This is a genomic window from Anaerobacillus sp. ABD4_527 (assembly GCF_056160805.1).
In genome coordinates, this window is the sequence record NZ_JBSWXZ010000002.1 from 804,266 (window position 1) to 828,078 (window position 23,813).

Annotated in this window: 30 protein-coding genes; 24 read left to right on the forward strand and 6 right to left on the reverse strand. The window is 41.2% G+C overall.

The window, feature by feature from the left end:
* Position 1: 1 nt before the first annotated feature.
* A complete protein-coding gene (locus tag ACXAHI_RS16420) occupies positions 2-658 on the reverse strand; it encodes a peroxiredoxin (protein ID WP_474849678.1) in 657 nt (218 codons plus the stop codon).
* Positions 659-820: 162 nt separating this feature from the next.
* Here ACXAHI_RS16420 and ACXAHI_RS16425 point away from each other — a divergent pair, with 162 nt between their 5' ends.
* The 5 genes from ACXAHI_RS16425 (at position 821) to ACXAHI_RS16445 (ending at position 4,330) form a co-directional block, all read left to right on the forward strand.
* On the forward strand, positions 821-1,669 hold the full coding sequence (locus tag ACXAHI_RS16425) for an MBL fold metallo-hydrolase (protein ID WP_474849680.1): 849 nt from the start codon (positions 821-823) through the stop codon (positions 1,667-1,669).
* A gap of 81 nt (positions 1,670-1,750) precedes the next feature.
* Entirely contained in the window at positions 1,751-2,005 is a 255-nt protein-coding gene (locus ACXAHI_RS16430) for a hypothetical protein (protein ID WP_474812603.1), read from the forward strand.
* 76 nt (positions 2,006-2,081) lie between these two features.
* A complete protein-coding gene (locus tag ACXAHI_RS16435) occupies positions 2,082-2,966 on the forward strand; it encodes an aminoglycoside 6-adenylyltransferase (protein ID WP_474849682.1) in 885 nt (294 codons plus the stop codon).
* Between the two features lie 70 nt (positions 2,967-3,036).
* Positions 3,037-3,270 carry a hypothetical protein gene (locus tag ACXAHI_RS16440; RefSeq protein WP_474849684.1) on the forward strand — a complete coding sequence of 78 codons (234 nt, stop codon included), beginning with the start codon at positions 3,037-3,039 and terminating at the stop codon, positions 3,268-3,270.
* A gap of 22 nt (positions 3,271-3,292) precedes the next feature.
* The gene (locus ACXAHI_RS16445) at positions 3,293-4,330 is read left to right on the forward strand and encodes an STAS domain-containing protein (protein ID WP_474849686.1); all 1,038 of its coding nucleotides are present in this window, start codon (positions 3,293-3,295) and stop codon (positions 4,328-4,330) included.
* A 35-nt stretch (positions 4,331-4,365) separates the two neighbouring features.
* On the opposite strand, the gene ACXAHI_RS16450 is transcribed toward ACXAHI_RS16445, so the two are convergent.
* Positions 4,366-4,980: a PH domain-containing protein gene (locus ACXAHI_RS16450; RefSeq protein WP_270181454.1), complete on the reverse strand. Its 615-nt coding sequence runs from the start codon at positions 4,978-4,980 to the stop codon at positions 4,366-4,368.
* Between the two features lie 169 nt (positions 4,981-5,149).
* Between ACXAHI_RS16450 and ACXAHI_RS16455 the strand changes: the two genes are divergently transcribed.
* The 8 genes from ACXAHI_RS16455 (at position 5,150) to ACXAHI_RS16490 (ending at position 12,311) form a co-directional block, all read left to right on the forward strand.
* Complete coding sequence (locus ACXAHI_RS16455) at positions 5,150-6,037, forward strand: diacylglycerol/lipid kinase family protein (protein WP_474849688.1); 888 nt, start codon at positions 5,150-5,152, stop codon at positions 6,035-6,037.
* A gap of 144 nt (positions 6,038-6,181) precedes the next feature.
* The gene (locus ACXAHI_RS16460) at positions 6,182-7,126 is read left to right on the forward strand and encodes a nucleoside hydrolase (RefSeq protein ID WP_474849690.1); all 945 of its coding nucleotides are present in this window, start codon (positions 6,182-6,184) and stop codon (positions 7,124-7,126) included.
* Between the two features lie 130 nt (positions 7,127-7,256).
* Complete coding sequence (locus ACXAHI_RS16465) at positions 7,257-7,865, forward strand: serine/threonine protein kinase (protein WP_474849692.1); 609 nt, start codon at positions 7,257-7,259, stop codon at positions 7,863-7,865.
* Positions 7,866-7,874: 9 nt separating this feature from the next.
* Positions 7,875-8,975, forward strand: a complete 1,101-nt coding sequence (locus ACXAHI_RS16470) for an AI-2E family transporter (protein ID WP_474849694.1) — start codon at positions 7,875-7,877, stop codon at positions 8,973-8,975.
* Positions 8,976-9,172: 197 nt separating this feature from the next.
* A complete protein-coding gene (locus ACXAHI_RS16475; RefSeq protein WP_474849696.1) occupies positions 9,173-10,084 on the forward strand; it encodes a zinc-dependent metalloprotease in 912 nt (303 codons plus the stop codon).
* Between the two features lie 44 nt (positions 10,085-10,128).
* Complete coding sequence (locus ACXAHI_RS16480; protein WP_474849698.1) at positions 10,129-10,674, forward strand: DUF4181 domain-containing protein; 546 nt, start codon at positions 10,129-10,131, stop codon at positions 10,672-10,674.
* 465 nt (positions 10,675-11,139) lie between these two features.
* Positions 11,140-11,682: a PadR family transcriptional regulator gene (locus ACXAHI_RS16485; protein WP_474849700.1), complete on the forward strand. Its 543-nt coding sequence runs from the start codon at positions 11,140-11,142 to the stop codon at positions 11,680-11,682.
* Complete coding sequence (locus tag ACXAHI_RS16490) at positions 11,679-12,311, forward strand: VC0807 family protein (protein WP_474849702.1); 633 nt, start codon at positions 11,679-11,681, stop codon at positions 12,309-12,311. Before ACXAHI_RS16485 ends, ACXAHI_RS16490 begins: the two co-directional genes overlap by 4 nt.
* Positions 12,312-12,395: 84 nt before the next feature.
* On the opposite strand, the gene ACXAHI_RS16495 is transcribed toward ACXAHI_RS16490, so the two are convergent.
* Complete coding sequence (locus tag ACXAHI_RS16495; RefSeq protein ID WP_474849704.1) at positions 12,396-13,196, reverse strand: peptidoglycan-binding protein; 801 nt, start codon at positions 13,194-13,196, stop codon at positions 12,396-12,398.
* 191 nt (positions 13,197-13,387) lie between these two features.
* Here ACXAHI_RS16495 and ACXAHI_RS16500 point away from each other — a divergent pair, with 191 nt between their 5' ends.
* The 4 genes from ACXAHI_RS16500 (at position 13,388) to ACXAHI_RS16515 (ending at position 15,884) form a co-directional block, all read left to right on the forward strand.
* A complete protein-coding gene (locus ACXAHI_RS16500; RefSeq protein WP_474849706.1) occupies positions 13,388-13,651 on the forward strand; it encodes a hypothetical protein in 264 nt (87 codons plus the stop codon).
* An 86-nt stretch (positions 13,652-13,737) separates the two neighbouring features.
* On the forward strand, positions 13,738-14,400 hold the full coding sequence (locus tag ACXAHI_RS16505) for a type 1 glutamine amidotransferase domain-containing protein (protein ID WP_474849708.1): 663 nt from the start codon (positions 13,738-13,740) through the stop codon (positions 14,398-14,400).
* Positions 14,401-14,732: 332 nt separating this feature from the next.
* On the forward strand, positions 14,733-15,011 hold the full coding sequence (locus tag ACXAHI_RS16510; RefSeq protein WP_270181463.1) for a hypothetical protein: 279 nt from the start codon (positions 14,733-14,735) through the stop codon (positions 15,009-15,011).
* A gap of 24 nt (positions 15,012-15,035) precedes the next feature.
* Positions 15,036-15,884 carry an aldo/keto reductase gene (locus tag ACXAHI_RS16515; protein ID WP_474849710.1) on the forward strand — a complete coding sequence of 283 codons (849 nt, stop codon included), beginning with the start codon at positions 15,036-15,038 and terminating at the stop codon, positions 15,882-15,884.
* Positions 15,885-15,978: 94 nt separating this feature from the next.
* On the opposite strand, the gene ACXAHI_RS16520 is transcribed toward ACXAHI_RS16515, so the two are convergent.
* Positions 15,979-16,494, reverse strand: coding sequence for a cupin domain-containing protein (locus ACXAHI_RS16520; protein WP_474849712.1), 516 nt, complete (start codon positions 16,492-16,494; stop codon positions 15,979-15,981).
* A 243-nt stretch (positions 16,495-16,737) separates the two neighbouring features.
* Here ACXAHI_RS16520 and ACXAHI_RS16525 point away from each other — a divergent pair, with 243 nt between their 5' ends.
* The 5 genes from ACXAHI_RS16525 to ACXAHI_RS16545 all read left to right on the forward strand — a co-directional run bounded on the left by ACXAHI_RS16525 (position 16,738) and on the right by ACXAHI_RS16545 (position 21,808).
* Complete coding sequence (locus ACXAHI_RS16525) at positions 16,738-17,238, forward strand: PTS sugar transporter subunit IIA (protein ID WP_270181466.1); 501 nt, start codon at positions 16,738-16,740, stop codon at positions 17,236-17,238.
* 61 nt (positions 17,239-17,299) lie between these two features.
* Complete coding sequence (gene treP, locus ACXAHI_RS16530; protein ID WP_474849714.1) at positions 17,300-18,703, forward strand: PTS system trehalose-specific EIIBC component; 1,404 nt, start codon at positions 17,300-17,302, stop codon at positions 18,701-18,703.
* A gap of 105 nt (positions 18,704-18,808) precedes the next feature.
* The gene (gene treC, locus ACXAHI_RS16535) at positions 18,809-20,488 is read left to right on the forward strand and encodes an alpha,alpha-phosphotrehalase (RefSeq protein ID WP_474849716.1); all 1,680 of its coding nucleotides are present in this window, start codon (positions 18,809-18,811) and stop codon (positions 20,486-20,488) included.
* An 11-nt stretch (positions 20,489-20,499) separates the two neighbouring features.
* Positions 20,500-21,216 (forward strand): trehalose operon repressor, encoded by a 717-nt coding sequence (gene treR / locus ACXAHI_RS16540; protein WP_474849718.1) that lies wholly within the window; start codon positions 20,500-20,502, stop codon positions 21,214-21,216.
* Between the two features lie 100 nt (positions 21,217-21,316).
* Positions 21,317-21,808 (forward strand): GNAT family N-acetyltransferase, encoded by a 492-nt coding sequence (locus ACXAHI_RS16545; protein ID WP_474849720.1) that lies wholly within the window; start codon positions 21,317-21,319, stop codon positions 21,806-21,808.
* A gap of 33 nt (positions 21,809-21,841) precedes the next feature.
* Here the strand turns inward: ACXAHI_RS16545 and ACXAHI_RS16550 are convergent, their stop codons facing one another.
* A complete protein-coding gene (locus tag ACXAHI_RS16550) occupies positions 21,842-21,973 on the reverse strand; it encodes a hypothetical protein (protein WP_474849722.1) in 132 nt (43 codons plus the stop codon).
* Positions 21,974-22,099: 126 nt separating this feature from the next.
* Here ACXAHI_RS16550 and ACXAHI_RS16555 point away from each other — a divergent pair, with 126 nt between their 5' ends.
* Together ACXAHI_RS16555 and ACXAHI_RS16560 are read left to right on the forward strand one after the other, a co-directional pair.
* Positions 22,100-22,696, forward strand: a complete 597-nt coding sequence (locus tag ACXAHI_RS16555; RefSeq protein ID WP_474849725.1) for a kinase — start codon at positions 22,100-22,102, stop codon at positions 22,694-22,696.
* 254 nt (positions 22,697-22,950) lie between these two features.
* Positions 22,951-23,145, forward strand: coding sequence for a hypothetical protein (locus ACXAHI_RS16560; RefSeq protein WP_474849727.1), 195 nt, complete (start codon positions 22,951-22,953; stop codon positions 23,143-23,145).
* A gap of 21 nt (positions 23,146-23,166) precedes the next feature.
* Here the strand turns inward: ACXAHI_RS16560 and ACXAHI_RS16565 are convergent, their stop codons facing one another.
* Positions 23,167-23,805, reverse strand: coding sequence for a LysE family translocator (locus ACXAHI_RS16565; RefSeq protein ID WP_474849729.1), 639 nt, complete (start codon positions 23,803-23,805; stop codon positions 23,167-23,169).
* Between the last annotated feature and the right edge of the window lie 8 nt (positions 23,806-23,813).

The window sequence follows — 23,813 nt, forward strand, 5'->3', positions numbered from 1 at the left end:
GTTATTCTTTCAGTTCTTTTTGACAAAGGTACCAGTCGATGCACTCGAGGTTTGGATCCATCGTCCGTTCGTTCATTGCTTTAACCGTTTTAGGTGGAGAGACGAGGACCTTATCTCCAGGTTCCCAATTTGCAGGAGTTGGGACTCCTTTTTCATCCGTTGTTTTTAATGCTTTCACGAGTCTCAAAATTTCTTTCATGTTTCTCCCGGTTGTTAATGGATAATAGATAATCGACCTTACGACCTGCTTATCATCGACGACGAAAACGGCTCGACTCGTTTCAGTTTGACTTTCTCCAGGCATAATCATGCCGTATTTTGTTGCGACTTCACGGTCAAGGTCTGCGATGACTGGAAACTCGATCTCTTTGTTAAAATTCTTCTCGATATTTCGGATCCATGCGAGGTGAGAAGATACGCTGTCAACGCTCAAACCGATAAGCTCGACCCCATAATCTCGGAGCTCTGGATAAACCTCTTGAAAAGCGACGAACTCAGTCGTGCAAACAGGTGTGAAGTCTGCAGGGTGAGAAAAGAGAATGAACCACTTGTCTTTATAGTCTTCAAGAGAAATCTTTCCATGTGTACTTGTTGCTGTAAAAGCAGGTGCTGGTGAACCAATCCTTGGCAGTTGATAAGTCGTTTCAGTTTCAGGCATAGAGCTAACATCCTCCTTTAATTGATTCTATAGCAAATCTTCCACCGACATTGAGAACTAAACTGAGGAATCCGTTGTGTATTTTAAGTAAAACTTTACTACTATTTCTCTTTTTTTCCATAAAGAACTTCGGTAGACTGATTGCAAGGGAGGAGTGGAGGTATGAAGATTGAGTTCTTAGGAACAGGGGGAGCGATGGCTGCACCGCGTCCGCTTTGTCATTGTCATGTATGTAACGAAGCGAGAGAGAAAGGGGTCCCATATAGTAGGTCAGGCCCAAGTGTTTTTGTTCATGGTCCGAACGTCTTGATCGATACACCAGAAGATAGCTACATGCAATTGAATCGCTCATCCGTTCAGAAGATCGATGGTGTTTTGTATTCTCACTGGCATCCTGACCATGTGATGGGAAGAAGGGTACTAGAGACGATGAATGCAGATTGGATCAACTACCCACCGAATGGAACGACGATGGATGTGTATTTACCTGAACAAGTAGGCATCGATTTTAAAACGAGGTTAGGTTCCGGTGAGCACCTTTCCTTTTTTGAAAGTCAAAACTACATAGGAATTCATCATCTTCTGGATGGTGAATCGATTACACAAAATGGGGTGACGATCACACCATTCCGTTTATCAGAGGACTATGTGTATGCCTTTTTATTTGAAGGAGATAAAAGAATTTTGATTGCCCCAGATGAGCTATATGGCTGGAATCCACCAGACTTAGGAGAACTTGATCTCGCTGTTGTTCCATCAGGAGTATTTGAGTTCAATCCGTTAACAGGGAAAAGGAAAATTCAAGAAGAGCACCCCGTTCTTTCTGAAGAAGCAACATTCGAACAGACGTTAGAAATTGTTTCGAAGTTGAATGTAAAACGCGTTCTGTTTACACATATTGAAGAACCGGACGGGTTGGGATACGACGACTTATTAAAAGTTGAAGAAAAGCTTAAGCTAAAAGGAAAGCACATGTCATTTGCTTACGATACGTTGCTAGTTGACGTTTAAGGGGAGTAAGCAATGATTTAAGCTGTTTATTTAAAAATTCAATAGGGTATCATTTTACCAACAGAGAAGTGAGGTGAGTTCATGGAGCTATCATTGAGTTTATTGATTAATATCGTAATCGCTATTTATTTATATGTTGATGCGAAGAAACGAGACAAAAGCGCTATTATCTGGGCGATACTTGGATTCTTCATCGGTCCGCTCGTACTAGGGATCTATTTCATCCAAACAGGTAGAAAGTTTATCGGTTGGATTATTGTAATCTTTGCGATCTTCTGGGTAATCCTTATCATTATTTTAGGAGTTCTAGGAGCGATTGCAGGAGTGCTGTTTTAAGTGATAGATCCGAAGCATAAGCTTCGGATTTATACATATCGGTTCACAAAAGAATAAGGGAGCGGGTGAAGCAGAGGTGAAGGATCAAAAAAGAATGTTGATGGATTTGATGGAATGGGGAAGCGCAGATGATCATGTTCGAGCGTTATTGATGACGAGCTCTCGTGCAAACCCTCATGCATTTCGCGATGTATTTACAGACTATGATATCGAAGTATTTACAGACAGCTTGGACCGGTTTCTTGAAGATGACACGTGGCTGAATCGGTTCGGTGATCGTTTGACTACTGTCCCGCTCGTCCCGAGAGAGAATGAAGGTTGGATTACGAGGCTCGTCATGTATATGGACGGTACTCGAATCGATTTTCAAATCTCAACCACAGAGACGTTAAAAGAAATCGCACAGCTAAAGGAATTGCCACCTCACTATGATTTAGGATATAAGGTGTTATTAGATAAAGATCAGATCGTTGAGGATATGGTAACGCCTAGCAACAAAGCATTTCAGGTAAAAAAGCCTACACAAGATGAATTTCAGGAACTCGTTAACAGCTATTGGTGGGATACAACGTATGTTGCGAAAAGCCTGTGGCGTGATGAACTCTTTTTTGCTAAATATATGCTCGACAATGTGATGCGGTTTAAATACTTGCAAAGAATCCTCGAATGGTCATTAGGGGTTCGTTTCAACTGGGAAGTGAACCCCAATAAATGCGGACGCTGGTTTAAGCGCTATCTTGATTCAGAAACGTGGGAAAAGCTTGAAGAAACGTATGCAGGGGCAGACATTGAGGATAATTGGAACGCGCTTTTCAACATGAACGACCTATTCATGGATCTTTGTAGAGATGTTGGAGAAGAGCTAGGATTTGAATGTCCACATGAAGTTGAGAAGAATATCACTTATTACTTACAAAAAGTACGGAACCTCGATCCAGAGGCTAAGGAAATGGAAATCTAACAAATAATGGTTTTAGTAACCCTGATGTGTGGAAACGTAATGTTAATAAGCTACATCTTAGGGGGAAGTTATGGGTGAGAATGAAGCGGTGATGGAGTGGATCAGAACAGAATTAAATTGCGATTCTCTACAAATCAACGAGTATCCGTTGTATAATTGTGGTAAGTGCATGAAAGATCAAAGTGGAGACTATCTAATAGTCTACTTTCATCCTGATCAAGAAGAAGTTGTTTATACCTTTAAAGACAATGAAGATGTTTATTTTTCTGGATATGCATATCAATGGGGTCAGGCGCGTGCCTGACCCCATTTTAGGAGGTTTACCGATGGGGAATGATTTAAGCACGAATCACCACTACCTAGATGTGAACGGCTCGCAGTTTGAGTGGGATACAGACGAAGGAAGTTTTACGTATGAAGGAGATGGGGCATTAATCTTCTGGATTAATACCGCGTTTAAAGTTTTTCTGGATTCCATTGAAGAAATAGCAGGGGGAGACGAGGCAGCTCTCGTATTAGAAACGGCAGGCTATCGAACTGGAGAAATCGTAAGTGATTTTTATCATGAATCGATTGGAGAGCTCGACCTTATCGTAAATAGTTTACCTAAAACGTACAACACAGCTGGTTGGGGCATCACGACGATCCTAGAGGTTGACGAAGCAAGAAACAAAGCTATTGTTCGTGTGAAGAACAGCTGGGAATACAAGGTTAATAGAGAACAAGGGAAACAGGAGGAAGGAACGTTTATTCCAGGACATTGGGCAGGGGTTTTCAGTGGCTTGTTCAAAGAGAAGGTTTGGTACAACGTTAGGAAAAGCCAAATTAAAGGCGACAGCTATTCGGAGTATGAATTCGCGCCATCATCCATTACACCCAAGGAACACATCAGGGATATGATTCAGGAGAAAAAGCGACTGGAACTCGTGGATCTAGAGAAAAAAGTTTCGGAGCGTACCAATGAGCTTCAGCAGATGATCAAGGAAATATCGGCACCAATCATTCCAGTATTGGATCATATTCTCGTCATTCCACTCATAGGGAAATATGATGAAACTCGAATAGATGACCTTATGACAAAAACGCTTCAAAAGCTTCCAGACTATAAAGCAAATACATTGATTCTCGATTTAACAGGAATCAATGATGTTGATAACGTGACCATCGACTTACTGCATAGAATGGTAAAAGCGTCAGAATTATTAGGCGTAACATGCTTGTTAGTTGGGATCTCACCAAAGCTTAGTATACAAGTTGTTCAATCAAGGGCAGAACTTGAAGGACTTACGTGTTTTTCAACATTACGTCACGGCATTCATTACGCACTAGCGAGAGAAGGATTAACGTTAGTAAGTCAAACATAAACAAAGGGTCGGGCATTTTGCCTGACCCTTGTTCATTAATTGTTGATGTAGCGTTCGAATACATCTCCAAAGTCCTTGATCGTGTATTGTTTCTTTGATTGTTCGAGCCAGTTGAATGCAATCTCGTTGATCTGCTTGAACTCTTCATGAAGGTTAGTATTACTGTGGCGCATGCTGGTTAAGGTAGAAGAAGCTAAATCTAGACTTTTTCTTGAGAATTCATGATACGTTTCGTTTTCTCTAGAAAGCTCAGCAATTCGGATGAGAGATTTATAGAGATCTTTCAGCTCCTCGATAAACTTCTTATGTACATCGATCGAAAACACTTCATTTCCTAGCTGAAACTTGATTTCGACGTCAAGGTCAACGGTACCAGCTGTTTCAAGGGCTACGTTCTTAAACGTGTTGTGGCTGTATTCATAGCGTCTTAACGTACGTTTGCTGCTCGTAGCGCTCTTACCATCGACATGAATCAAAGCGAGGTTTGTGAAACAATATTCATCAGCTTTCGATTTAATCAAAAAGTAGATTTTCTCTCCATCTTCGTGAAGGACGTAGTCATCAGCATCGACCTTGTCATAATCAGCGGGTTTAATGACACTTCCTACATCACTTAGTCCTAATACGTCTGAGGCAACCTTTTTAAACAATGAGATCATCCTTTCAATTGTGAGGTACAATACATATACGAATGAAGGGAAGAGAAAGTTTCATATAAGATGGTCGATCCTCTTGATCACGTTGTTTCATCAATTTCTATAATGGGAAAAGAACCATAGCTTTCTACCTATCAATTAGTTAGAGAAATGGGGATGTTGTATGAAAAAAGCGATGTTGATCGTCAATCCTTCTTCCGGAAAAGAGAAGGCAGTGGAATTTGAAGAAGAAGTTGTAGCGCTATTGAAAGGGAATCACGATGAGGTGACCGTCCGCTTTACAGAGAAAGAAGGAGACGCCACAAGGTTTGCGGTGGAAGCGTGTGAAGGACCATATCAAACGCTCATTTCTTTAGGTGGGGACGGGACGATCAATGAAAGTATCAACGGTCTTGCTGAAAGAGAAGACAGACCTGATTTTGGATTTATCCCACTTGGAACGGTCAATGATTTTGCAAGAGCACTCGGTATACCGATGCAGCCTGAGAAAGCGCTCGACGTTCTAAGAGAACGTCATACAAAATCGGTTGATATTGGAAAGATCAACGATCAGTACTTCATGAACGTGCTTGCTGTCGGAGCAATTGCTGAAGCGGTGTATGATGTAACCCCTGAAGAAAAGTCGCGTTTTGGTCCACTCGCTTATTTCATCGAAGGAGGAAAAGCGCTCAGAGACAAAACGCCTTTTGATCTCACGGTTACATACGATGACAAAGAGTGGCGTGGTGAAGGTTATCTGATGCTCGTAGCTCTAACGAATTCGGTTGGTGGCATCGAGTCGTTCGCATCACATGCTGAAGTAAACGATGGGTATTTTCATGTGTTCATTCTTAAGAAACTTTCGATTCCGCATGTGATCAAATTGATTCCAGACCTTTTCAATGGCAAGCTGCAGAGTAACGAGCAGATCGAGTACTTCAAAGCTTCAAACCTTGAAGTGAGCTCCTCGGTGGACCTCGTCGTGAACATCGACGGAGATGAAGGCTTTCCCCTTCCGTTCAGCGCGAAAGCCCTGCACAATGAGCTAACGATTTTTGTGAAAGAGCAGTAGGTGAGAACTGCTCTTTTTCTTGTATGAAAGCAATGAAAAACAGGTTAGACAAGACTCAGTTTCGACGATTCTTTTCGAATACGTCTATATGCCGCTCTTATTGAATAAATTCCCATAAGGATGAAATCGGATGAGGTGGATTCTATGGGACAGAAGGTATTGTTTTTTGGAGACGTAGGGATCGATGATACGATTGCACTTCTGTATGCTCACTTATCGGGTGAAATCGATGTGATTGGGATCGTTGCCTGTTATGGAAATGTTTCGAAACAACAAACTGCGAATAACGTTCGTTATCTTTTAAAGAAAGTGGGGCGTACGGACATTCCCGTGATGGGTGGTGCCGAAAAACCTATGACCGGTGAAGTTCCTGTTTTCTATCCCGACGTTCATGGGCCAGATGGACTTGGTCCCATCACGCCACCAACGAATCATTCTCCACCGCTGGAAAACTTTTTTCAGGTGATTCCGTTAATCGAAAAGTATGATGATCTCGTAATCGTGAACGTAGGGAGGATGACGTCACTCGCGACGTTGTTTTTGTTGTATCCGGAGAAGATGGAAGAGATCAATGCTTTTTATGTAATGGGTGGTGCGTTTAATGTACCTGGTAATGTGACACCGAGTGCAGAGGCCAATTTCCATGCAGATCCAGTAGCAGCGAACATTGTGATGCGCTACGCTCAAAATGTGAATCTTTTTCCGCTAAACGTGACACAAAGCGCGATCATTACGCCTGGGATGGTCGATTATATCGATTCGAAAGGCAAGTCTGATTTAATCAAGCCACTACTGGATTACTACTACTATGAATTTTATCAGAAAAAGGTACCTGGTTTAGGTGGATCACCTGTTCATGATGCCACAACGATCATGGCGATCGTTCATCCCGAATTGTTTACGTTTTTTCAGACGCCAGTTGCGGTTGAAATCGATGGTGTCGCACGAGGGCTCAGTATCGGTGATTTCAGGCAAAGTTTTGAGCAGGAAGAATTTGATGGTAGGCCGGTACAACACGTTGCGATAAAACTGGACTATTTCAACTTTTATAGAGATTTCATGGAAATTATGACAGGAGACTCATTCTAGCTATGAAACTTTTAGTATAGAAAAATCGTAAGAAATGTATATGGTACTGCTCTTGAACCGTTACCATAGTGGTAGTGGTTCTTTCGTATATAATAGAGATAACGGCAGGATCAGGAGAGGAAGAGACCCTATGACAACAGCAGTCGATCTCGTTAACAGCATTCGTTTTGAAGGGGCATCCATCGTTACGTATCCAGACGGACTCCATCCGATAGGGAAAGGAAGGAGTGCAGCGGTATTTAAACTTTCTGGTGAAGAGAAGGTTGTGAAAGTTTTTTATCCTGAATTTCATAACCTAGCAGTTCAAGAAGCAGAAATTTATAAAGAACTTGATAATGACGTCTACTATCCGAAGCTCTACGAGGTTGGGGAAGGTTATTTGATTCTGGAATATTTGGATGGCATCACGTTTTATGATTGCTTGATCGAAGGGGTCGAAATCACAAGGCAAATGGTTGAGGTCGTCGATGAAGCCCTCAACTATGCTAGAAAGAAGGGGTTGAATCCAAGTGACACGCATCTTCAAAACGTCATGTTACTTAAAAATGGAGAAGTGCGTGTGATCGACGTTGTTCGTTTTCGCCAGACGAAAGAATGCAGCCATTGGGAAGATTTGAAGACAGCTTATGATACAATTTACTGCAATTCTTATTTTCCGAAAAAAGTGCCAGCATGGCTCGTAGAAACGATCATCAGATTATATCGAAAAGGGATCATTAAATTTAACAAAGAAAAGTGAGTGATGCTTATGATCGAACGGTCGCGTTTGTTTCGTTTCCTCATATGGCTTCTATTGATTTTTACAGTGATATGGGTCGGAAGTAAAATCGAATTTCTATTTCGACCGATCGGGATTTTAATTACCACGCTCGCATTCCCTATTATTGCAGCAGGGGTATTCTATTATTTATTGCGCCCGATCATTGCTTTATTAGAAAAGGGGAAGGTTCCGAGACCGCTTGGAATATTGATCGTGTACCTCGCTCTTGCTGGTGGGATAACAGGTCTTGTACTGAGCATCGGACCCATTCTGACAGAGCAGTTTAATAGTCTTGCTCAAGGTGCGCCTGCACTTGTCGCTGACCTCCAAGACGCACTAACAGAGTGGGAAAGCAATCCTTACATAGCGAATCTTTTACAGAGTGAAATGGTGTCGGTCGATGGCTTAACAGAACGGATATCAGGTTCGATCGGAGAGATCAGTTCATCGTTCGGTAACTACTTACTTTCGTTCTTGAACATCGTGACGGATGTTGTAATAGGAATTGTTCTTCTACCTTTTATCCTCTATTACATGTTGAAGGATGGAAAAAAGCTTATGCCTTCTTTGTTACGGGTAGTGCCTCGGGCTCACCGTAAGGAAGGTGCAAAGATTCTTGAAGATATGGATGATGCACTCAGTGGGTTCATTCAAGGACAGCTGATCGTAAGCCTGTTTATCGGAACGTTCGTCTATATCTGGTACGTGATCATCGGCCTCGACTATGCGCTGATTCTAGCATTCATAGCGCTGTTCTTAAACGTTGTACCGTTTATTGGACCAATCATCGGGACAGCACCAGGTGTGATCGTCGGGTTTATTCAGTCTCCACTAACTGCGCTTTACGTCGTCTTAGGTGTCATCGTGATACAACAAATTGAGAGTAACTTGATCTCACCTCAGGTGATGGGGAGAAGACTCGATATTCATCCTCTGACAATCATATTATTATTGCTAGTTGCTAGTAGTCTAGCTGGGTTTCTCGGACTCATTCTAGCCATTCCGACCTATGCTGTTCTAAAAGTGATCGCTACCCATACCTATAGACTCATAAAGCTCCAGCAGCGCGGTAAGCATAGCGCTAGTTAAACAAAAACTCTCCACTTGAGGAGAGTTTTTGTTGTTAATGGAAGAATTTTTTGACATTATCTATCAAAAAACCAGTTCGTTGTTCTCAGACAGAAACTTGTTAGATTCGACCAATAGCCCCCTGAAATCGTGTGTTTAGTTGTGCTAGATTAATAGTTGTTCGAATCTAAAATAAAAAAACTTGGGGGAAACATCACATGAAACGTAAAGGGTTTGTTGCGCTATCTCTAGCACTTACGCTAGCGATCGCGCCAGGGTTTTCAACGCATGACGCTCATGACGGAGAAACTACCGTCGATTCTGCAGGGAATAAAGTCATGATCGAAACACTTCCAAAAGCGAAGAATAAAGGGAAAAAAGAGTTCACTGAAGCTGCTGAAGTAGAGAATGATTCCGTTGCAGAGATCGTGAACGAACAAGGCAAGAAAATCGGAGAAAAGAAAATTAAGAAGAATGCTACGAAGAAACAATTGAAAGAAGATCGAAAGATTGCAATGAACAAAACAAAGGAAAAAGATCTAATCTGCTTGTTCTGTGGCGGCGGTGGAGGTGGATCTGATGACGATGGCGATACAGGTTCAGGAGATAACGGAACGCGTGTCGTAACGGTCATTGTTGCAGCTGACGAAGAATACCGTGCAGCACACAGCGACTGGCAAACGTATACTCAAAACATTATTGAAAACGCAGATAACGGATTTACTCGTGACCACGATATTGATTTTCAGGTGAAGACATTCGCACAATGGAAATCAGATGGTGCGAACGCTTCTGAAATTCTTCAAGACCTTGACCGAGACTGGAATGGAAATGGAGAAGATTTCTTAGTAGGATTCACAAGGGATGCGAACTTTAATTCTGGAGGAATCGCTTATGTGTACTCCAACGACCCATATCAGAGCGCAGTTTCAGTAAACCTTGACCAAGGTGCTGAAAACACATGGCATGCAGCTCAGCATGAGTTCTCGCATAACTATGGCCTAGGTCATGACCAGCAAGGAAGCGGCATCAAGTGCATCATGAACTACGATTACTCTTATAGTGTCGACTACTGGCACCAAGAGCATGACGACCAAATCGAAGCCAACAAAAGCTGGTATGGAAAATAAGATAGTTTAGTAAGAACGCCCGGTAGAAACCGGGCGTTCTTTGTATGCAATACCGAATGATCGTTATGAAAGAGAAATTCTATGATAAGCTTGTCATAGTAGGATTTTCCAGAAAGGAAGCGAAAATAAAAAGCGAGTTTGAGGGGAAAGGGTTGGTTCGGTTGTATGGTATTGAACCATATTTTTGGCTGAAGTTATTGATTGTGCTGATGATCTTGGTTTTATTAATCACATCTTTCAATGCGATTATGAGAAGGTTGCTAAAGGTAGAAAAGAAGAAGCTCTTTTCCAATACCATTGTGAATAGCACACATAAGAAAGTGGATCGGGTTATAAGAGCGGTAGCAATCGTCCTTATCCTTTTGGGATTTTTCTATAATATAACAAGAGCTCCGACAGAGTTTGTATGGTTTCTCGAACCTTGGTTTTTATTAATGTTATTAATCATTATTTCTGATTCATTTACTGCTTTCATGGAATGGAAGCATGCAACGAATCGAAAGGATTTCCTGTTTACGATAAGTCAACTAATCTTTTTCATCTTCGTTATGGTGTCAGCATTTTATAGTGATTTCTTTTGGTTGATGTGACCATAAAAGCGTTAAGAAATAATAAATTATTCAGAGACTGGGGCAAAACCAACATACATGAAGGAAATCGCGAATGTTGAATGTTAAAGAGTAAGACCTTAGCGTAGCCAACATACGTAGACTCCTGCGGGAACAGCACGAGTAGGAAGGCCACGCAGGAAACCGTTTTTTGCTTTCTGAGGAGACTGAGGCCGTGCACGCGGAAGCGAAGTATGTTGGCGAAGCGGCGGTTTCCTATCTGTAAATTACAAAAGACCCGATCTAATTCAAATGAATTGATCGGGTCTTTCTCATGGTTATATGCTTATGTCACAGCCTATTTTTATAATAGTTGAATAGAATAGAAATTTATAGCTTTGTGTAAGAAGTATGGTTTAAATGTAAGAAAATTCATGAAAACACTTGAAAACCACGATTATGTTTAATATTATATACTTAAATTTAAGTATATAAATGAGGGATAACATGTATAGGTTAATCATTCTCGGATTAATACACAAAAAACCGATGCACGGATATGAAATTCAACAAATTTTACATGATAGTCAAGTGGATCTATGGACAAGGATTCAAACAAATTCAATCTACCATGCGTTAAGGCAAATGGAGAAAGAAGGGTTAATTGAAGAGTTGCGTAAAGAAACGGCTGGGAAAAGAGTAAGAGTCGTTTATACGATAACTGAAGAAGGAGAACGTGAATTTAATAAGTTATTAGAGGCGTCAATAAAACAACCAACCAAAAACGTACCTTCAGAATTATATGCTAGTTTGTCTTTCATAAAAGACCTTGCTCCAAAAGATGCTAAAGAAAATATTTCGGAACATATCGAAGAGTTACACACTGTTATTTCAAAATGGGAAGAAGGGTTAGGTGTAGATAAGGGGTTTGATGATGAATTTGAATCTTCAATGTACCATTTAATTCTTCAAAATGGTATTGAGCATATGAAAGTGAATATGAACCTACTGAAAGAAGTAAACAAACTAATAACGGGGAGGAACGAATGAAGAACCTTGTTTTGTTGGATGTTCTTTTTTACTTTATCTTTCCGGTAGCAATTTGGAACCTTGTTAAAGAGCCTATAGGAATTTACCATGCCATGTTACTATCTGCTGTACCAGGTTTCTTGTATACAGTATATCGAACAATCAAAACAAAACGGATTAATTTTTTTGGAGTGTTTATTCTGTCGACCCTAACCATAAGTACATTGGTTGATTTATTGTCAGGCACAGGTATTGAGCTACTTTGGAATAATGTCTATTATCAAGTAGCATTAGCAATATTTTTTATTAGTTCTATTTTGATAAAGAAACCAATCGTGTTATTTTTTTCGTTAGATTTTGCAGAATTACAAGGATTTAATAGGACTAATACTAAATTGAGGTTTTACCAAAGAGATATTTTCAAGATCTTTCAATTCATTACATTAGGTTTTGGGCTTAGAAGCGGAATATTAGCGGGTACAAAAGCTTGGTTGATTTTAAATTATGGTGTAGAAGCATTTGATGAAGGTGTTGTTCTAGAAAATTTAATAAGCTGGGGAATGTATGGTCTATGTTTCTATGGTTTTTATGTTATCAATCAAAGAATTCAATTGAAACAGCCTGATGCTAATGAACATTACAATCATTAGAAAAAGTTAATGAATATATAGCTTCTAAAAAGCAGATGTAAAAAAACGTACCGCCTCTACTTCCAGAAGCGGTACGGCATTTATTTACTTGATTACTTTAATCTTCACGTCTTTACGACCCCATGCCATTGCATCGTCTTGATCTTCAATAAAGACATCGATTTTCTTTCCGTTGATCGCGCCGCCTGTGTCAGCAGCAATCGCACGGCCGTATCCTTCTACTTCAACGATCGACCCTAACGGAATCACTTCTGGGTCAACTGCAATTAGATTTGCGTCAGGGTACTTCTTCAAGTTTACACCCATTCGCGTTACACCTGAGCAGCCTTCACAATGAGCCGTGTAGGCTGTGCTTTCAACGGTTAGTTCTTTCCCTGCAGCTGTACCTTTTGAAGCAGCTTGATCAAGAGCGGAGCGGGTGCTAGGTCCGGCGATTCCATCCACTGTAAGGCCGTTTGCTTTTTGGAAGCTCTTCACGGAGGATTTTGTTCCGCTTCCATAAACACCGTCAAGGCCTGACGTGTGATAGCCTGTCTTTTCAAGCTGACTCTGGATATGTATGACTTGTTTACCGATATCACCATAGCGAAGCACTTTGATTTTACTGTTCGTGTTCGGTCCAGCGATGCCATCTACTTTCAGATTACGAGATTCTTGAAATTCTTTCACTGCATTCTTTGTGATCTCTCCATAGTATCCTGTTGCCGTATGATACGGAAACACACCTTTTGTTAGGAGATAGTTTTGAAGTTCCACAACGTCAGAACCTCTGTCTCCTTTGTTTAATGTTCGATCCCCAAGCTCGGCTGATGCTAGCGCGGGCGTTGCCATCATTACGAATGCAGCAACTACGAACATCATGATCATTTTTGATTTAAGAAACATCATGTTTCCTCACTTTCTGCAATTGTATTCACAGAAAGGTATTCGGCAAGGTTCGCTATGTAACGACAATCGAGCAGGAAAACACTACCTTTTAACCAGAGAACGACCAGAAAATGGTTTTACAAAGAAGGCGACGCATTGTTATATACTAGAAAAGGAGAATAGTAGGGATAGCGAAAGGAGAATTCGTATTGAAGCCGCTTGAAAAGAAATGGATACATATCATAAATGGAATTCTTGGAATCATCATCGTGCCATACTCGATACTCGAGTTGATCGGCGTGATTGTCTTGAGGTCAGATAACGTGTACGGCTTGATTCCAATCGGGCTTTTGCTCATTTGGCTTGTTTTATATATTGTACAACTGAAAAAGCAAAACACGTTACTCGTCTTCGGAGCAGTTTTCTTGAATGTTTTTTACATGTTCTTTATCATTCCAAAGGTACTGTATTAGTCTAGCCACTTCGTATGATTAAAAATGAATTCATCGGGTAATATACAAAAGTGGTTAGATCACAGAAGATAAAGGAGAGGATTTCATTGAGTAAAAAAGTACTAATGGTCGTAACGAACCATACGGAAATCGATGCAGAAAATAAAACAGGCCTTTGGCTTGAAGAGTTTGCAGTTCCTTACAATATCTTCAAAGAAAAAGGTTACGATATTAAGGTAACGTCAATAAAAGGTGGACGAGTAGAACTTGATCCAAACAGTATTCCTGAAGAGAACCCAGCAGAGTGGGAGGAAGCGCAGGAGAAGCTAACGAATACAACACAATTATCGAATGAAGATGCGAATCAGTTCGATGCCGTATTCTTGCCTGGTGGACATGGTACGATGTTCGACTTCCCAGATAGCGAAGCGCTTCTTCACGTTCTTCAAGAACAAGCAGAGAATGACAAGGTCATCGGAGCTGTTTGCCACGGTCCAGCCGGACTCGTTAACGTAACGTACAAAGACGGCTCACCACTTGTGCAAGGTAAGCAAGTGACTGCATTTACAGACTCTGAAGAAGAAGAAATGCAGCTAGTCGAAAAGATGCCGTTCTTGCTTGAGTCGACACTTCGTCTTAAAGGCGCAGATTTCACTTCACAAGACAACTGGGCTGACTTTGCAGTACGCGACGGCAAGCTAGTAACGGGACAAAACCCTCAATCAAGCGCTAGCGCAGCAAATAAAGTCGTCGAAGCATTAGAAGCATAAGCATATACGGAGAGCGAATCCTTGAGATTCGCTCTTTTTCGTTTTATCGTGGGTTTTCAATGACGATAATTAAGGGAATAACAGATATATCGACGAAAATTGAAAGAATATCAGCGACTTTTTCTTTTTATCAGCGAAACTTGGTTGGATATCAGCGAAACATGAGTTTTATCAGCGAAATCTCTCTTATATCAGCGAAACCCTGCTACATACGTTCCAAAAGAAGGAGCTAGAGGGCATGGTGTAGAAGTGGATTTTTACTGAAGGTTTAAAACATGGTATAACAGGCATATAGTTTAAACTGAGTATATGTAAAGAAAGCAGTGACGAACATGACATTTATCACTTCTCATCCGTTTATAGAAATGGTTCGTAAGATTGAGCGGACCGGTCAGCATACGGTAGAAGAAAAATATGAATTAGAGCTCTATGAAGATAGCATTCGCTCCACGTCTCAGTATTATCGGTTGAACGATGTGTTCGATGTTTCGTATCGGTTCACATCGGAAAGCTTTGGTTTTCTTTATCTGCACACAAACAGAGGCGTCATCTCTTTTATGATAAAAGAAGATCCTCGTTCGTTTGTTGAAGAATATAAAAAGTTGATTTAACCACAGGGGGAGGATGAAGAGGGGATGGGAATAGCACGCGTGACACTCTCAAACGGCGTGAAGATGCCAGAGGTTTGTTTTGGTGTTTTTAAGCTAAATGGAAATGAAGCTGTTCAAGCTGTGACCGAAGCGCTGCAGTGCGGATACCGAGGCATCGATACCGCTTCTTACTACGGAAACGAAGAAGAAGTTGGCGAGGCGATTAAGCAATCAGGCATTCCTCGTGAAGAACTCTTTGTAACCTCAAAAGTTTGGAACGATGAGCAGGGGTATAATGAAACGCTAAACGCGTTTGAAAGGTCACTCGAGCGACTTGGCACTGATTATCTCGATCTTTATCTTATCCATTGGCCCGTTCCTGAGCTATACCAAGAGACGTGGCAGGCACTAGAGAAGCTGTATCATGAAGGAAAAGTTTGCGCGATCGGTGTAAGTAACTTCGAGAAGCATCACCTCGAAACGATCCTCAAGAATTCAAGTGTGACGCCTGTCATGAACCAGATCGAGTTTCATCCTGAACTGATTCAAGAAGACCTTAGAGCCTATTGCGATGCGAAGAATATTCAAGTGGCGGCATGGTCTCCTCTGAAGAGAGGAAAGGTGTTATCGAACAGGGCAATCAAAGAGATCAGTAAAAGCGTTGGAAAGTCACCAGCTCAAGTTGTATTGAGGTGGTGTCTAAACCACGATGTTGTTGTTAATGTAAAGTCATCAAAGCCAGAGCGAATAAAAGAAAATGCAGACTTGTTCGATTTTAACTTAACACCTGAACAAATGAAGAAGATCGATTCTTGTAATGAAGATAGCAGGCTTGCTCATCATCCGGACCATAAACCCTTTTATGATGAAACGGTCCCAGGAAGAAAAGGGTAGTCGTATTTGAAATAACATTACTCTATATCAACAAAACCGACCAGAGGCATTTGCCTCTGGTCGGTTTTATTGTACTTCTATTTAACGGGCTTCCTTAAGATCCTCTATTTACATTTGACCAAATCTCAATAAGCGGACCATCGCCACCGAAAATAGGATCTGTCTCTGGAAACGGAACGTGCTGAATTGTTTCAAGAGCATCTCGTTCGTTCGGATCACCGGTTTTCAAGTCGTGATCCACTCCATTCGGGTATGCACCAACGACCTGAAAATCTGAAGATGCCTTTTCTCTTTTATGTCCGACACCTGCAGGAATAACGACTGCATCGCCCTTTTTAACGTCTACTTTTTCACCGTTTTCACCGCCGAACGTGATGGTCGCTTCACCACTTACGACACCAAGGACTTCGTGCGTGTTGCTGTGATAATGATGGTAATCGAATACGCCGTTTTGCCAGCTGTTCGTCCAGTTGTTCTTTTTGAATTGATCCGCGCATTGGTTTTCAAGATCTACTAAACTACCACGATAGAGGATAAGGGGAAGGTCTGGGTTGTTCGGTATCTCCCCATTCTCCTTTAAATAGAGCGTTTCAACATCCACTTTATTCATTCCTGATCCCTCCTTCTTATCTAGTACATATATTAAACGATTTCATACAACATAAAACATCTTTTCGTTTAGTAGGAGGATAAAAGGGTAAAGAATTATTGGTTTCATTGAAAATTGCTTCTTCCCCCAGTTGTAAAACGTTCCAGTTGACTAACTTGTATATACAAGGTAAACTACGAATTGTATTGAACATGTATAGACAAGTTAAACAATAAATGAAAGCGGTTGAAAGGAGAATACATGATGCTTAAGAAACTATTCGGTAAAAAGGAAACGCCTACAGAGGAGAAGATTCTAGCTCCGATGAACGGGAAGGTCGTTGAACTTGAAAACGTACCGGATCCGACGTTCGCACAAAAAATGATGGGTGATGGTGTTGCGATCGAACCGACTGATGGCGAAGTTGTTTCACCAGTAAACGGTAAAATCATTCAGTTCTTCCACACGAAACATGCTGTCGGCATCGAGTCTGAATCTGGACTAGAACTACTCATCCATGTTGGTTTAGAAACAGTTGGTATGGGCGGAGAAGGATTTGAAGGACACGTGAAGGAAGGCGACAAAGTTAAGGTCGGCGACCCATTGATCTCAGTAGACCTTGATCTTGTGAAGGAAAAAGCAGCAAGTACGATCACGCCGGTCATCATCACGAATGCAGACATTCTTGAGAATGTTGAGAAGTCTTATACAGATGGCGCTACTCGCGGTGAAGTCGAAATTATGCATACAAAGGTTAAGAAGTAATTGATGAATGACAACAGGTCGTTCGTAGGCGGCCTGTTGGTTATGAATAGGGGGAAGAAGCATGGCTATTGACAGAAAGTCTGTCGAGCAGATCGTTGAAGCGATCGGTGGTAAAGAAAACGTATCAACTGCTACACACTGCGTAACTAGACTACGACTCGTATTACACGATGAAAGCAAAGTCGATCAGGAAGCACTCGAACAAAATGATCTTGTAAAAGGTTCTTTCTCGGCTAACGGTCAGTTTCAGGTCGTCATCGGGCAAGGAACTGTGGATAAAGTGTTCAAGATCTTCGCTGAAATTACAGAAATTGAGAGCGCATCCAAACAGGATGTGAAAAATGCTGCAGCACAAAAACAAAATATGTTGCAACGTGCTGTTAAGACGCTAGCAGATATTTTTATTCCAATTTTACCTGCCATTGTAACAGCAGGTTTGTTACTCGGTATCAACAACATTTTAACTGCTGAAGATATCTTCTTTAGTGCCCCTCTCGTTGAGGTCTATCCTCAGTGGGCTGACCTTGCAAGTATTATCAACTTGATCGCGAATACCGCATTCGTCTTTTTACCTGGACTGATCGGTTGGTCAGCAGCGAAACAGTTTGGTGGTAGTCCGTTACTCGGTATCGTGCTCGGTCTTATCTTAGTTCACCCTGATCTACTTAACGCTTGGGCATATGGTCAGGCAGATGATATTCCAACTTGGAACTTGTTTGGTCTTGAGATTGAAAAAATCGGTTACCAAGGGCAGGTCTTACCAGTTCTTGTATCCGCGTATATATTAGCGAAAATCGAAACGTTCTTAAATAAACGGGTGCATGATTCCATTCAGATGCTTGTCGTTGCACCAGTCGCATTGCTCGTAACTGGATTCCTTGCGTTCACGTTGATTGGACCTGTTACGTTCTGGATTGCAAACCTATTGACTGATGGATTTATTGGCTTGTTCGATGCTGTACCAGCGATCGGTGGGCTTGTATATGGTGCACTGTATGCTCCACTCGTTATTACGGGTATGCACCACACGTTCTTAGCAGTCGACCTTCAATTGATCGGAAGTACAGGAAGCACATTCTTGTGGCCGATGCTAGCTCTTTCTAACATCGCTCAAGGTGCAGCGGCACTTGCGATGATGCTGGTAACGAAGCAGGAGAAAACGAAGGGTCTTGCAGGAACATCTGCAGTATCTGCATTCCTAGGTGTAACCGAGCCAGCTTTATTCGGTGTAAACCTTCGCTATCGTTTCCCATTTTTTGCAGCGATTATCGGTTCTGCTATCGCAGGACTCGTTATCACGGTAATGGGTGTAGAAGCACAGTCGATTGGAGTTGGGGGCGTTCCTGGATTCTTATCGATCTTTAAAGAATATTGGGGAGCATTCTTCCTAGGAATGGGAATCGTTCTTGTGCTACCATTCCTTCTTACACTTCTGTATGGAAAGGTAAGAAAAGTAGAGAATTAATTAGGACGTACGATATCACCTGGAATGTCTACCGGTTCATATGACAGTTCCGGTGATATCGTTTTTTCGTGTGAGAATAGAAAATGAGTTAGGGAGTTGAGTTACGTGCAAGCATGGTGGAAAAAGTCCGTTGTGTATCAGATTTACCCAAAGAGTTTTAACGACACAACAGGAAACGGTACAGGAGATATCAACGGAATTATCGAAAAGCTAGACTATTTAAAAACACTCGGTGTCGACGTGGTGTGGTTAACGCCGATCTATGATTCACCTCAAAATGATAATGGATATGATATCCGTGATTATTTCAGCATCTATGAAGAATATGGAACGATGGAAGACTTCGATCGTTTGCTTGAGGAAGCTCACGCACGAGATATTAAGATCATCATGGATATCGTTGTAAACCATACGTCGACAGAGCATCAGTGGTTTGTTGAATCACGCAAATCAAAAGATAATCCATACCGTGATTATTACATTTGGAAAGATCCAGTGGACGGTGAGGAGCCAACGAACTGGCAATCCAAATTTGGCGGGTCAGCATGGCAGTATGATGAGGAAACAGGACAGTATTATCTTCATCTATTCGATGTGACACAAGCTGATTTGAATTGGGAAAATGAAAAAGTACGTGATGAAGTCTATAACATGATGACGTTCTGGTTCGAAAAAGGTGTTGATGGGTTCCGTCTTGACGTCATCAACCTAATTTCGAAAGATCAAGATTTTCCGAACGATGATGGATCGGTTGCCCCTGGAGATGGACGTAAATTTTATACAGATGGACCTCGTGCTCATGAGTTCATGAACGAAATGAATCGAGAAGTATTTATGAAGTACAACCCGATGACAGTGGGTGAGATGTCGTCAACAACGATAGGTGACTGCATAAAGTACTCTAATCCCGAACGGAATGAGCTAAGCATGACGTTTAACTTCCACCATTTGAAAGTGGATTACCCAAACGGTGAGAAGTGGTCGGTCGCAGACTTTGATTTCCTCAAATTAAAAAACATCCTGTCAACATGGCAGAAAGAGATGCATGAAGGAGGAGGCTGGAACGCACTATTCTGGTGCAACCATGACCAGCCAAGAATCGTTTCTCGATATGGGAACGATGGTGAATACAGAAAAGAGTCGGCTAAGATGCTGGCTACGACGATGCACATGATGCAAGGAACGCCGTACATTTATCAAGGCGAAGAAATCGGAATGACCAATCCGAAGTTTGACGATATTTCTTCTTATCGTGACGTTGAATCGTTGAACATCTTTTCTATTCTTCAGGAAAAAGGGTATAGTGAAGAAGAGATTCTTGAAATTTTACGTCACAAGTCGAGAGATAATTCTCGTACGCCCGTACAATGGAATTCAAATTCTCAAGCAGGATTTACGACAGGTGAACCTTGGATACCTGTTGCAAAAAACTATGAGCAAATCAACGTAGAAGATACGCTTCAAGAAGAAAATTCGATCTTCAATCATTATCAAAAGCTAATCGAATTACGAAAGAGCGTTGATGTTGTAACGGAAGGTAGCTATGAACTCATCTTAGCGGAAGATCCTCAAATTTTCGCATATGTTCGTGAAACCGATCGAGAAAAGCTGCTCGTTGTTAACAACTTTTATGAAACTGAAGCGACGGTTCACCTTCCTGCTCATGTAGAGGTAGACGGATTTGAACGTCTTCTTTCTAACTACTCTGAAGATCCGCATGAGGAGATCGATGGGAAGGTCCTTAGACCATTTGAATCCGTCGTGTACTATGTCAAGAAGTCATAGGTGATGGTGAGATGAAACAAACGAAGTATGCTCAGATTTATCAAGAGCTCTCAGCGAAAATTCAGGATGGGACTTATAAACCGAACAGTAAACTCCCTTCTGAACACGAACTAGCAGAGTTGTATGGAACATCTCGAGAAACGATTCGCAAGGCATTGAACCTCCTTTCGCAAAATGGACAGATTCAAAAGATCAAAGCGAGAGGTTCCGTTGTGATCGACGTTAATCGATATGAGTTTCCTGTTTCTGGCCTCGTGAGTTTTAAGGAAGTATCTAAGCGAATGAGCAAAACGTCCAAAACGATCGTTCACTACCTCGAAAAAGAACAGCCCACAGAATGGGTGAGGGAGCAACTTGGTCTTCGTAATGGTGATCATGTGTGGCATGTCGTCAGGGCAAGAGAAATTGACGGGGAAAAAATCATTTTGGATCGAGATTATTTTCCAGTTCAATTTGTTCCTGAATTAACGAAAGAGATCTGTGAAAACTCGATCTATGATTATTTAGAAAACGACCTCGGTTTATCGATCAGCTATGCGAAGAAAGAAATCGTTGTTGAGAATGCACACGAAGATGACAGGCGCTATCTAGATTTAAAAGATTATGAGCACGTCGTTGTCGTACGGAACTATGTGTATTTGAACGACACATCTTTAATCGAGTATACCGAGTCTCGTCACAGGTTAGATAAATTTCGGTTCGTTGATTTTGCAAGAAGAGAGAAATGACATATTGGCAGCATACACCTCGTATGCTGCTTTTTTTATTAGAAGAAGGTTTTTTGATATGTTAAATAGAATGAGTATGGTGCGAAAGGAGAGAGAAGTGATGACAAAGCAGGCTACAGATCAACTAAAACTAGCAAGAACACAAGGATTTCACCTTGAAGCATTAAGGAAATTTACTCTTTCAGATGATCAGATGAGGTACACTTCTCTACCGATGCCAGCATTTGAAAAGTGCATGAAAGATCCTGAGCGGCATCCAGTCGTCATTTTATCAGGAGAGAGAGTTGTAGGTTTTTTCGTATTACATAGTGGTGAAGGTGCGAAGGAATACACTTCCAACAAAAACGCTATGCTGTTAAGAGCGCTCAGTATCGATCAGAAGGAGCAGGGAAAAGGGTATGGAAAACATGCCATGTTTCTTGTTAAAGACTATGTAAAATCTAATTTCCCCGAAATTGATGAAGTGGTGTTAGCTGTTAATGTGAAAAACGGAGTGGCTCGATCGATCTACCTTGAACAAGGATATGTGGATTTAGGTAAGAAGAAAGAAGGTAGATCAGGCCCGATGTCCATTCTTCATTTGTTTCTATAAAATCCCCAACGTCTTTCCGTTGGGGTTTCTTATTTATGAAGACTTTTTAAGTGTAGTCTCTATTTCTTTTAAGTAAGCAGCAAATTCTTCTTTCGTAGTGGATGAATTCATCGCTTCTTTCACCAGTGGTAGCCAATCTTCTGGTAGCGTTTTGCTTTTATGCATTCGTTCAATCCTCCTAAACTGTTCTTTTTATCGAATGTACTATCAGTTTATCCATTGCCTTGTTGGAAATCAATAGGATTCGTAAAAAATGTAGAAAATTAGCAAAATTTAAGAGGTGAGTTATGTGTGAAGGAAGTACTGAACGATATCTTATTTAAGTTTCCAAAACAAACCAGGATGGTAGTGGGTATCGATGGATTGAGTCGGTCAGGGAAAACGACTTTTGTGAATAACATGCAGAAGAGGGTTACTGAACGCGAAGTCATCGTGATCCACATCGATGACTTTATCGTTTCAAGGAATAAACGATATGGAACAGGCTATGAGGAGTGGTTCGAATATTACTATCTTCAATGGGATGTTTCCTACTTACGAGATCACTTGTTTGATAAGGTTAAACAGACTTCTGAATTAACCCTTCAGCGTTATGATGAAAAGAGTGATACTCACACCTTTTACGTTCAACAAATCCCAGAAAATGCACTTGTCCTTATTGAAGGAGTTTTTCTTCAGCGAGAAGAGTGGAGAGAATATCTCGATTACGTTATCTATCTTGAGTGTTCCCGTAGAGCCAGGTTTGAAAGAGAGAGTGAGGAAACGAAAAAGAATCTTAAAAAGTTTCATGATCGTTATTGGAAAGCTGAAGACTACTATTTGAAAAAAGTAGAGCCTGCTCTCCACGCAGACTTTGTCTTAGATAACGGAACAAGCCCCTCTACGTAGAGGGGCTTTTCAAGGGACTTGCTTGTGGTACGGCCGGCCATCTGACAGCATCTTCATTGTAATGAAAGATAATGGCCGACTGTATAAAAAAGTGTTGTCATAAATCCGGAATCAAATACGTTAAAAAAATAATTAAATTTTGTGCTCATGTTGTAAGGCTGAAAAATGCCCGGGGATTTTGTAAGAATTTCGATAAATTCCTTGTTCCATCCTATCTTCAATTCAATGTATGATAAAGAAGAGGGGGGAAAGATATGATACAGGTTGCAACTGGTTTAATCATATTTTTTATCGTGTTAATTTTGATCGGTACGCTCATGGTAGCAGGAAAAAGTGATAGTGGGTACGAGAAGAAAGCGAAAAGTACGAGCATTACGATTTTTTCTATTTATGTTGTAGTGAGTATAATCGCTGTTGCAGGAATCGCAATATATGTGTACATGATTTAAGAGCGGCTAAAGCTGCTCTTTTTATTTTGAAGCTACAAATAGCATTTCTGCAGCAAGGTAACCAAATCGAAGACCGAAGAAGAGTAAGACAAGGCTTGCAACAACGCTTATTCCTCTCAGCGTTGATGGTTTCATAAGTGTTTTGCCAAAATGGACGGTCAAGGACATATTTAAGTTCCAAAGACCGATCCCGACGAAAACGAGTGTGGAAAGAAAGAACGCTTCCCATTTGTCAGGGCGCTGCAAAGATTGACTGAGGACAGAACCATAAATTCCAAGCCAAAACAAGAGGTTCATCGGATTGAAGGCAGCGATCATAAAACCTGTTGCATAAGAGTTAAAAAGTCCCGACTTATCTTTGTCTCTCGCCTCGTCAATACTGACAGAAGACAGGCACCCCTGAAGTCCAGATAGTGTAAGGATCACACACCCGAGTACGAGTAATGCTATTTGTACATAAGATATTTTCACAAAGGCAGCGATTCCAAAGTACATCAAACACATCAAAATGAGATCTGCACTCATCCCTCCTCCACCTACTAGAAGAGACGACCAGAATCCTTTATGTATTCCTTGCTTCATGATCTCAATATTTATAGGACCGATCGGTGCCGCAATTGATAAACCAAGAATGATATGACCTACCACAGTTTCTAGCATCGATAGCA

What these genes read in the sequence shown, in the direction of transcription:
- treR (WP_474849718.1), top strand. Translation starts at nt 20,500, where the DNA reads ATGAAACAAACGAAGTATGCTCAGATTTATCAAGAGCTCTCAGCGAAA.
- ACXAHI_RS16460 (WP_474849690.1), top strand. Translation starts at nt 6,182, where the DNA reads ATGGGACAGAAGGTATTGTTTTTTGGAGACGTAGGGATCGATGATACG.
- ACXAHI_RS16560 (WP_474849727.1), top strand. Translation starts at nt 22,951, where the DNA reads ATGATACAGGTTGCAACTGGTTTAATCATATTTTTTATCGTGTTAATT.
- ACXAHI_RS16490 (WP_474849702.1), top strand. Translation starts at nt 11,679, where the DNA reads ATGAAGAACCTTGTTTTGTTGGATGTTCTTTTTTACTTTATCTTTCCG.
- ACXAHI_RS16515 (WP_474849710.1), top strand. Translation starts at nt 15,036, where the DNA reads ATGGGAATAGCACGCGTGACACTCTCAAACGGCGTGAAGATGCCAGAG.
- ACXAHI_RS16480 (WP_474849698.1), top strand. Translation starts at nt 10,129, where the DNA reads ATGCAATACCGAATGATCGTTATGAAAGAGAAATTCTATGATAAGCTT.
- ACXAHI_RS16510 (WP_270181463.1), top strand. Translation starts at nt 14,733, where the DNA reads ATGACATTTATCACTTCTCATCCGTTTATAGAAATGGTTCGTAAGATT.
- ACXAHI_RS16495 (WP_474849704.1), bottom strand. Translation starts at nt 13,196, where the DNA reads ATGTTTCTTAAATCAAAAATGATCATGATGTTCGTAGTTGCTGCATTC.
- ACXAHI_RS16545 (WP_474849720.1), top strand. Translation starts at nt 21,317, where the DNA reads ATGACAAAGCAGGCTACAGATCAACTAAAACTAGCAAGAACACAAGGA.
- ACXAHI_RS16485 (WP_474849700.1), top strand. Translation starts at nt 11,140, where the DNA reads ATGTATAGGTTAATCATTCTCGGATTAATACACAAAAAACCGATGCAC.
- ACXAHI_RS16475 (WP_474849696.1), top strand. Translation starts at nt 9,173, where the DNA reads ATGAAACGTAAAGGGTTTGTTGCGCTATCTCTAGCACTTACGCTAGCG.
- ACXAHI_RS16470 (WP_474849694.1), top strand. Translation starts at nt 7,875, where the DNA reads ATGATCGAACGGTCGCGTTTGTTTCGTTTCCTCATATGGCTTCTATTG.
- ACXAHI_RS16430 (WP_474812603.1), top strand. Translation starts at nt 1,751, where the DNA reads ATGGAGCTATCATTGAGTTTATTGATTAATATCGTAATCGCTATTTAT.
- ACXAHI_RS16440 (WP_474849684.1), top strand. Translation starts at nt 3,037, where the DNA reads ATGGGTGAGAATGAAGCGGTGATGGAGTGGATCAGAACAGAATTAAAT.
- ACXAHI_RS16445 (WP_474849686.1), top strand. Translation starts at nt 3,293, where the DNA reads ATGGGGAATGATTTAAGCACGAATCACCACTACCTAGATGTGAACGGC.
- ACXAHI_RS16520 (WP_474849712.1), bottom strand. Translation starts at nt 16,494, where the DNA reads ATGAATAAAGTGGATGTTGAAACGCTCTATTTAAAGGAGAATGGGGAG.
- ACXAHI_RS16420 (WP_474849678.1), bottom strand. Translation starts at nt 658, where the DNA reads ATGCCTGAAACTGAAACGACTTATCAACTGCCAAGGATTGGTTCACCA.
- ACXAHI_RS16425 (WP_474849680.1), top strand. Translation starts at nt 821, where the DNA reads ATGAAGATTGAGTTCTTAGGAACAGGGGGAGCGATGGCTGCACCGCGT.
- treP (WP_474849714.1), top strand. Translation starts at nt 17,300, where the DNA reads ATGGCTATTGACAGAAAGTCTGTCGAGCAGATCGTTGAAGCGATCGGT.
- ACXAHI_RS16525 (WP_270181466.1), top strand. Translation starts at nt 16,738, where the DNA reads ATGCTTAAGAAACTATTCGGTAAAAAGGAAACGCCTACAGAGGAGAAG.
- ACXAHI_RS16465 (WP_474849692.1), top strand. Translation starts at nt 7,257, where the DNA reads ATGACAACAGCAGTCGATCTCGTTAACAGCATTCGTTTTGAAGGGGCA.
- ACXAHI_RS16565 (WP_474849729.1), bottom strand. Translation starts at nt 23,805, where the DNA reads ATGCTAGAAACTGTGGTAGGTCATATCATTCTTGGTTTATCAATTGCG.
- ACXAHI_RS16550 (WP_474849722.1), bottom strand. Translation starts at nt 21,973, where the DNA reads ATGCATAAAAGCAAAACGCTACCAGAAGATTGGCTACCACTGGTGAAA.
- ACXAHI_RS16455 (WP_474849688.1), top strand. Translation starts at nt 5,150, where the DNA reads ATGAAAAAAGCGATGTTGATCGTCAATCCTTCTTCCGGAAAAGAGAAG.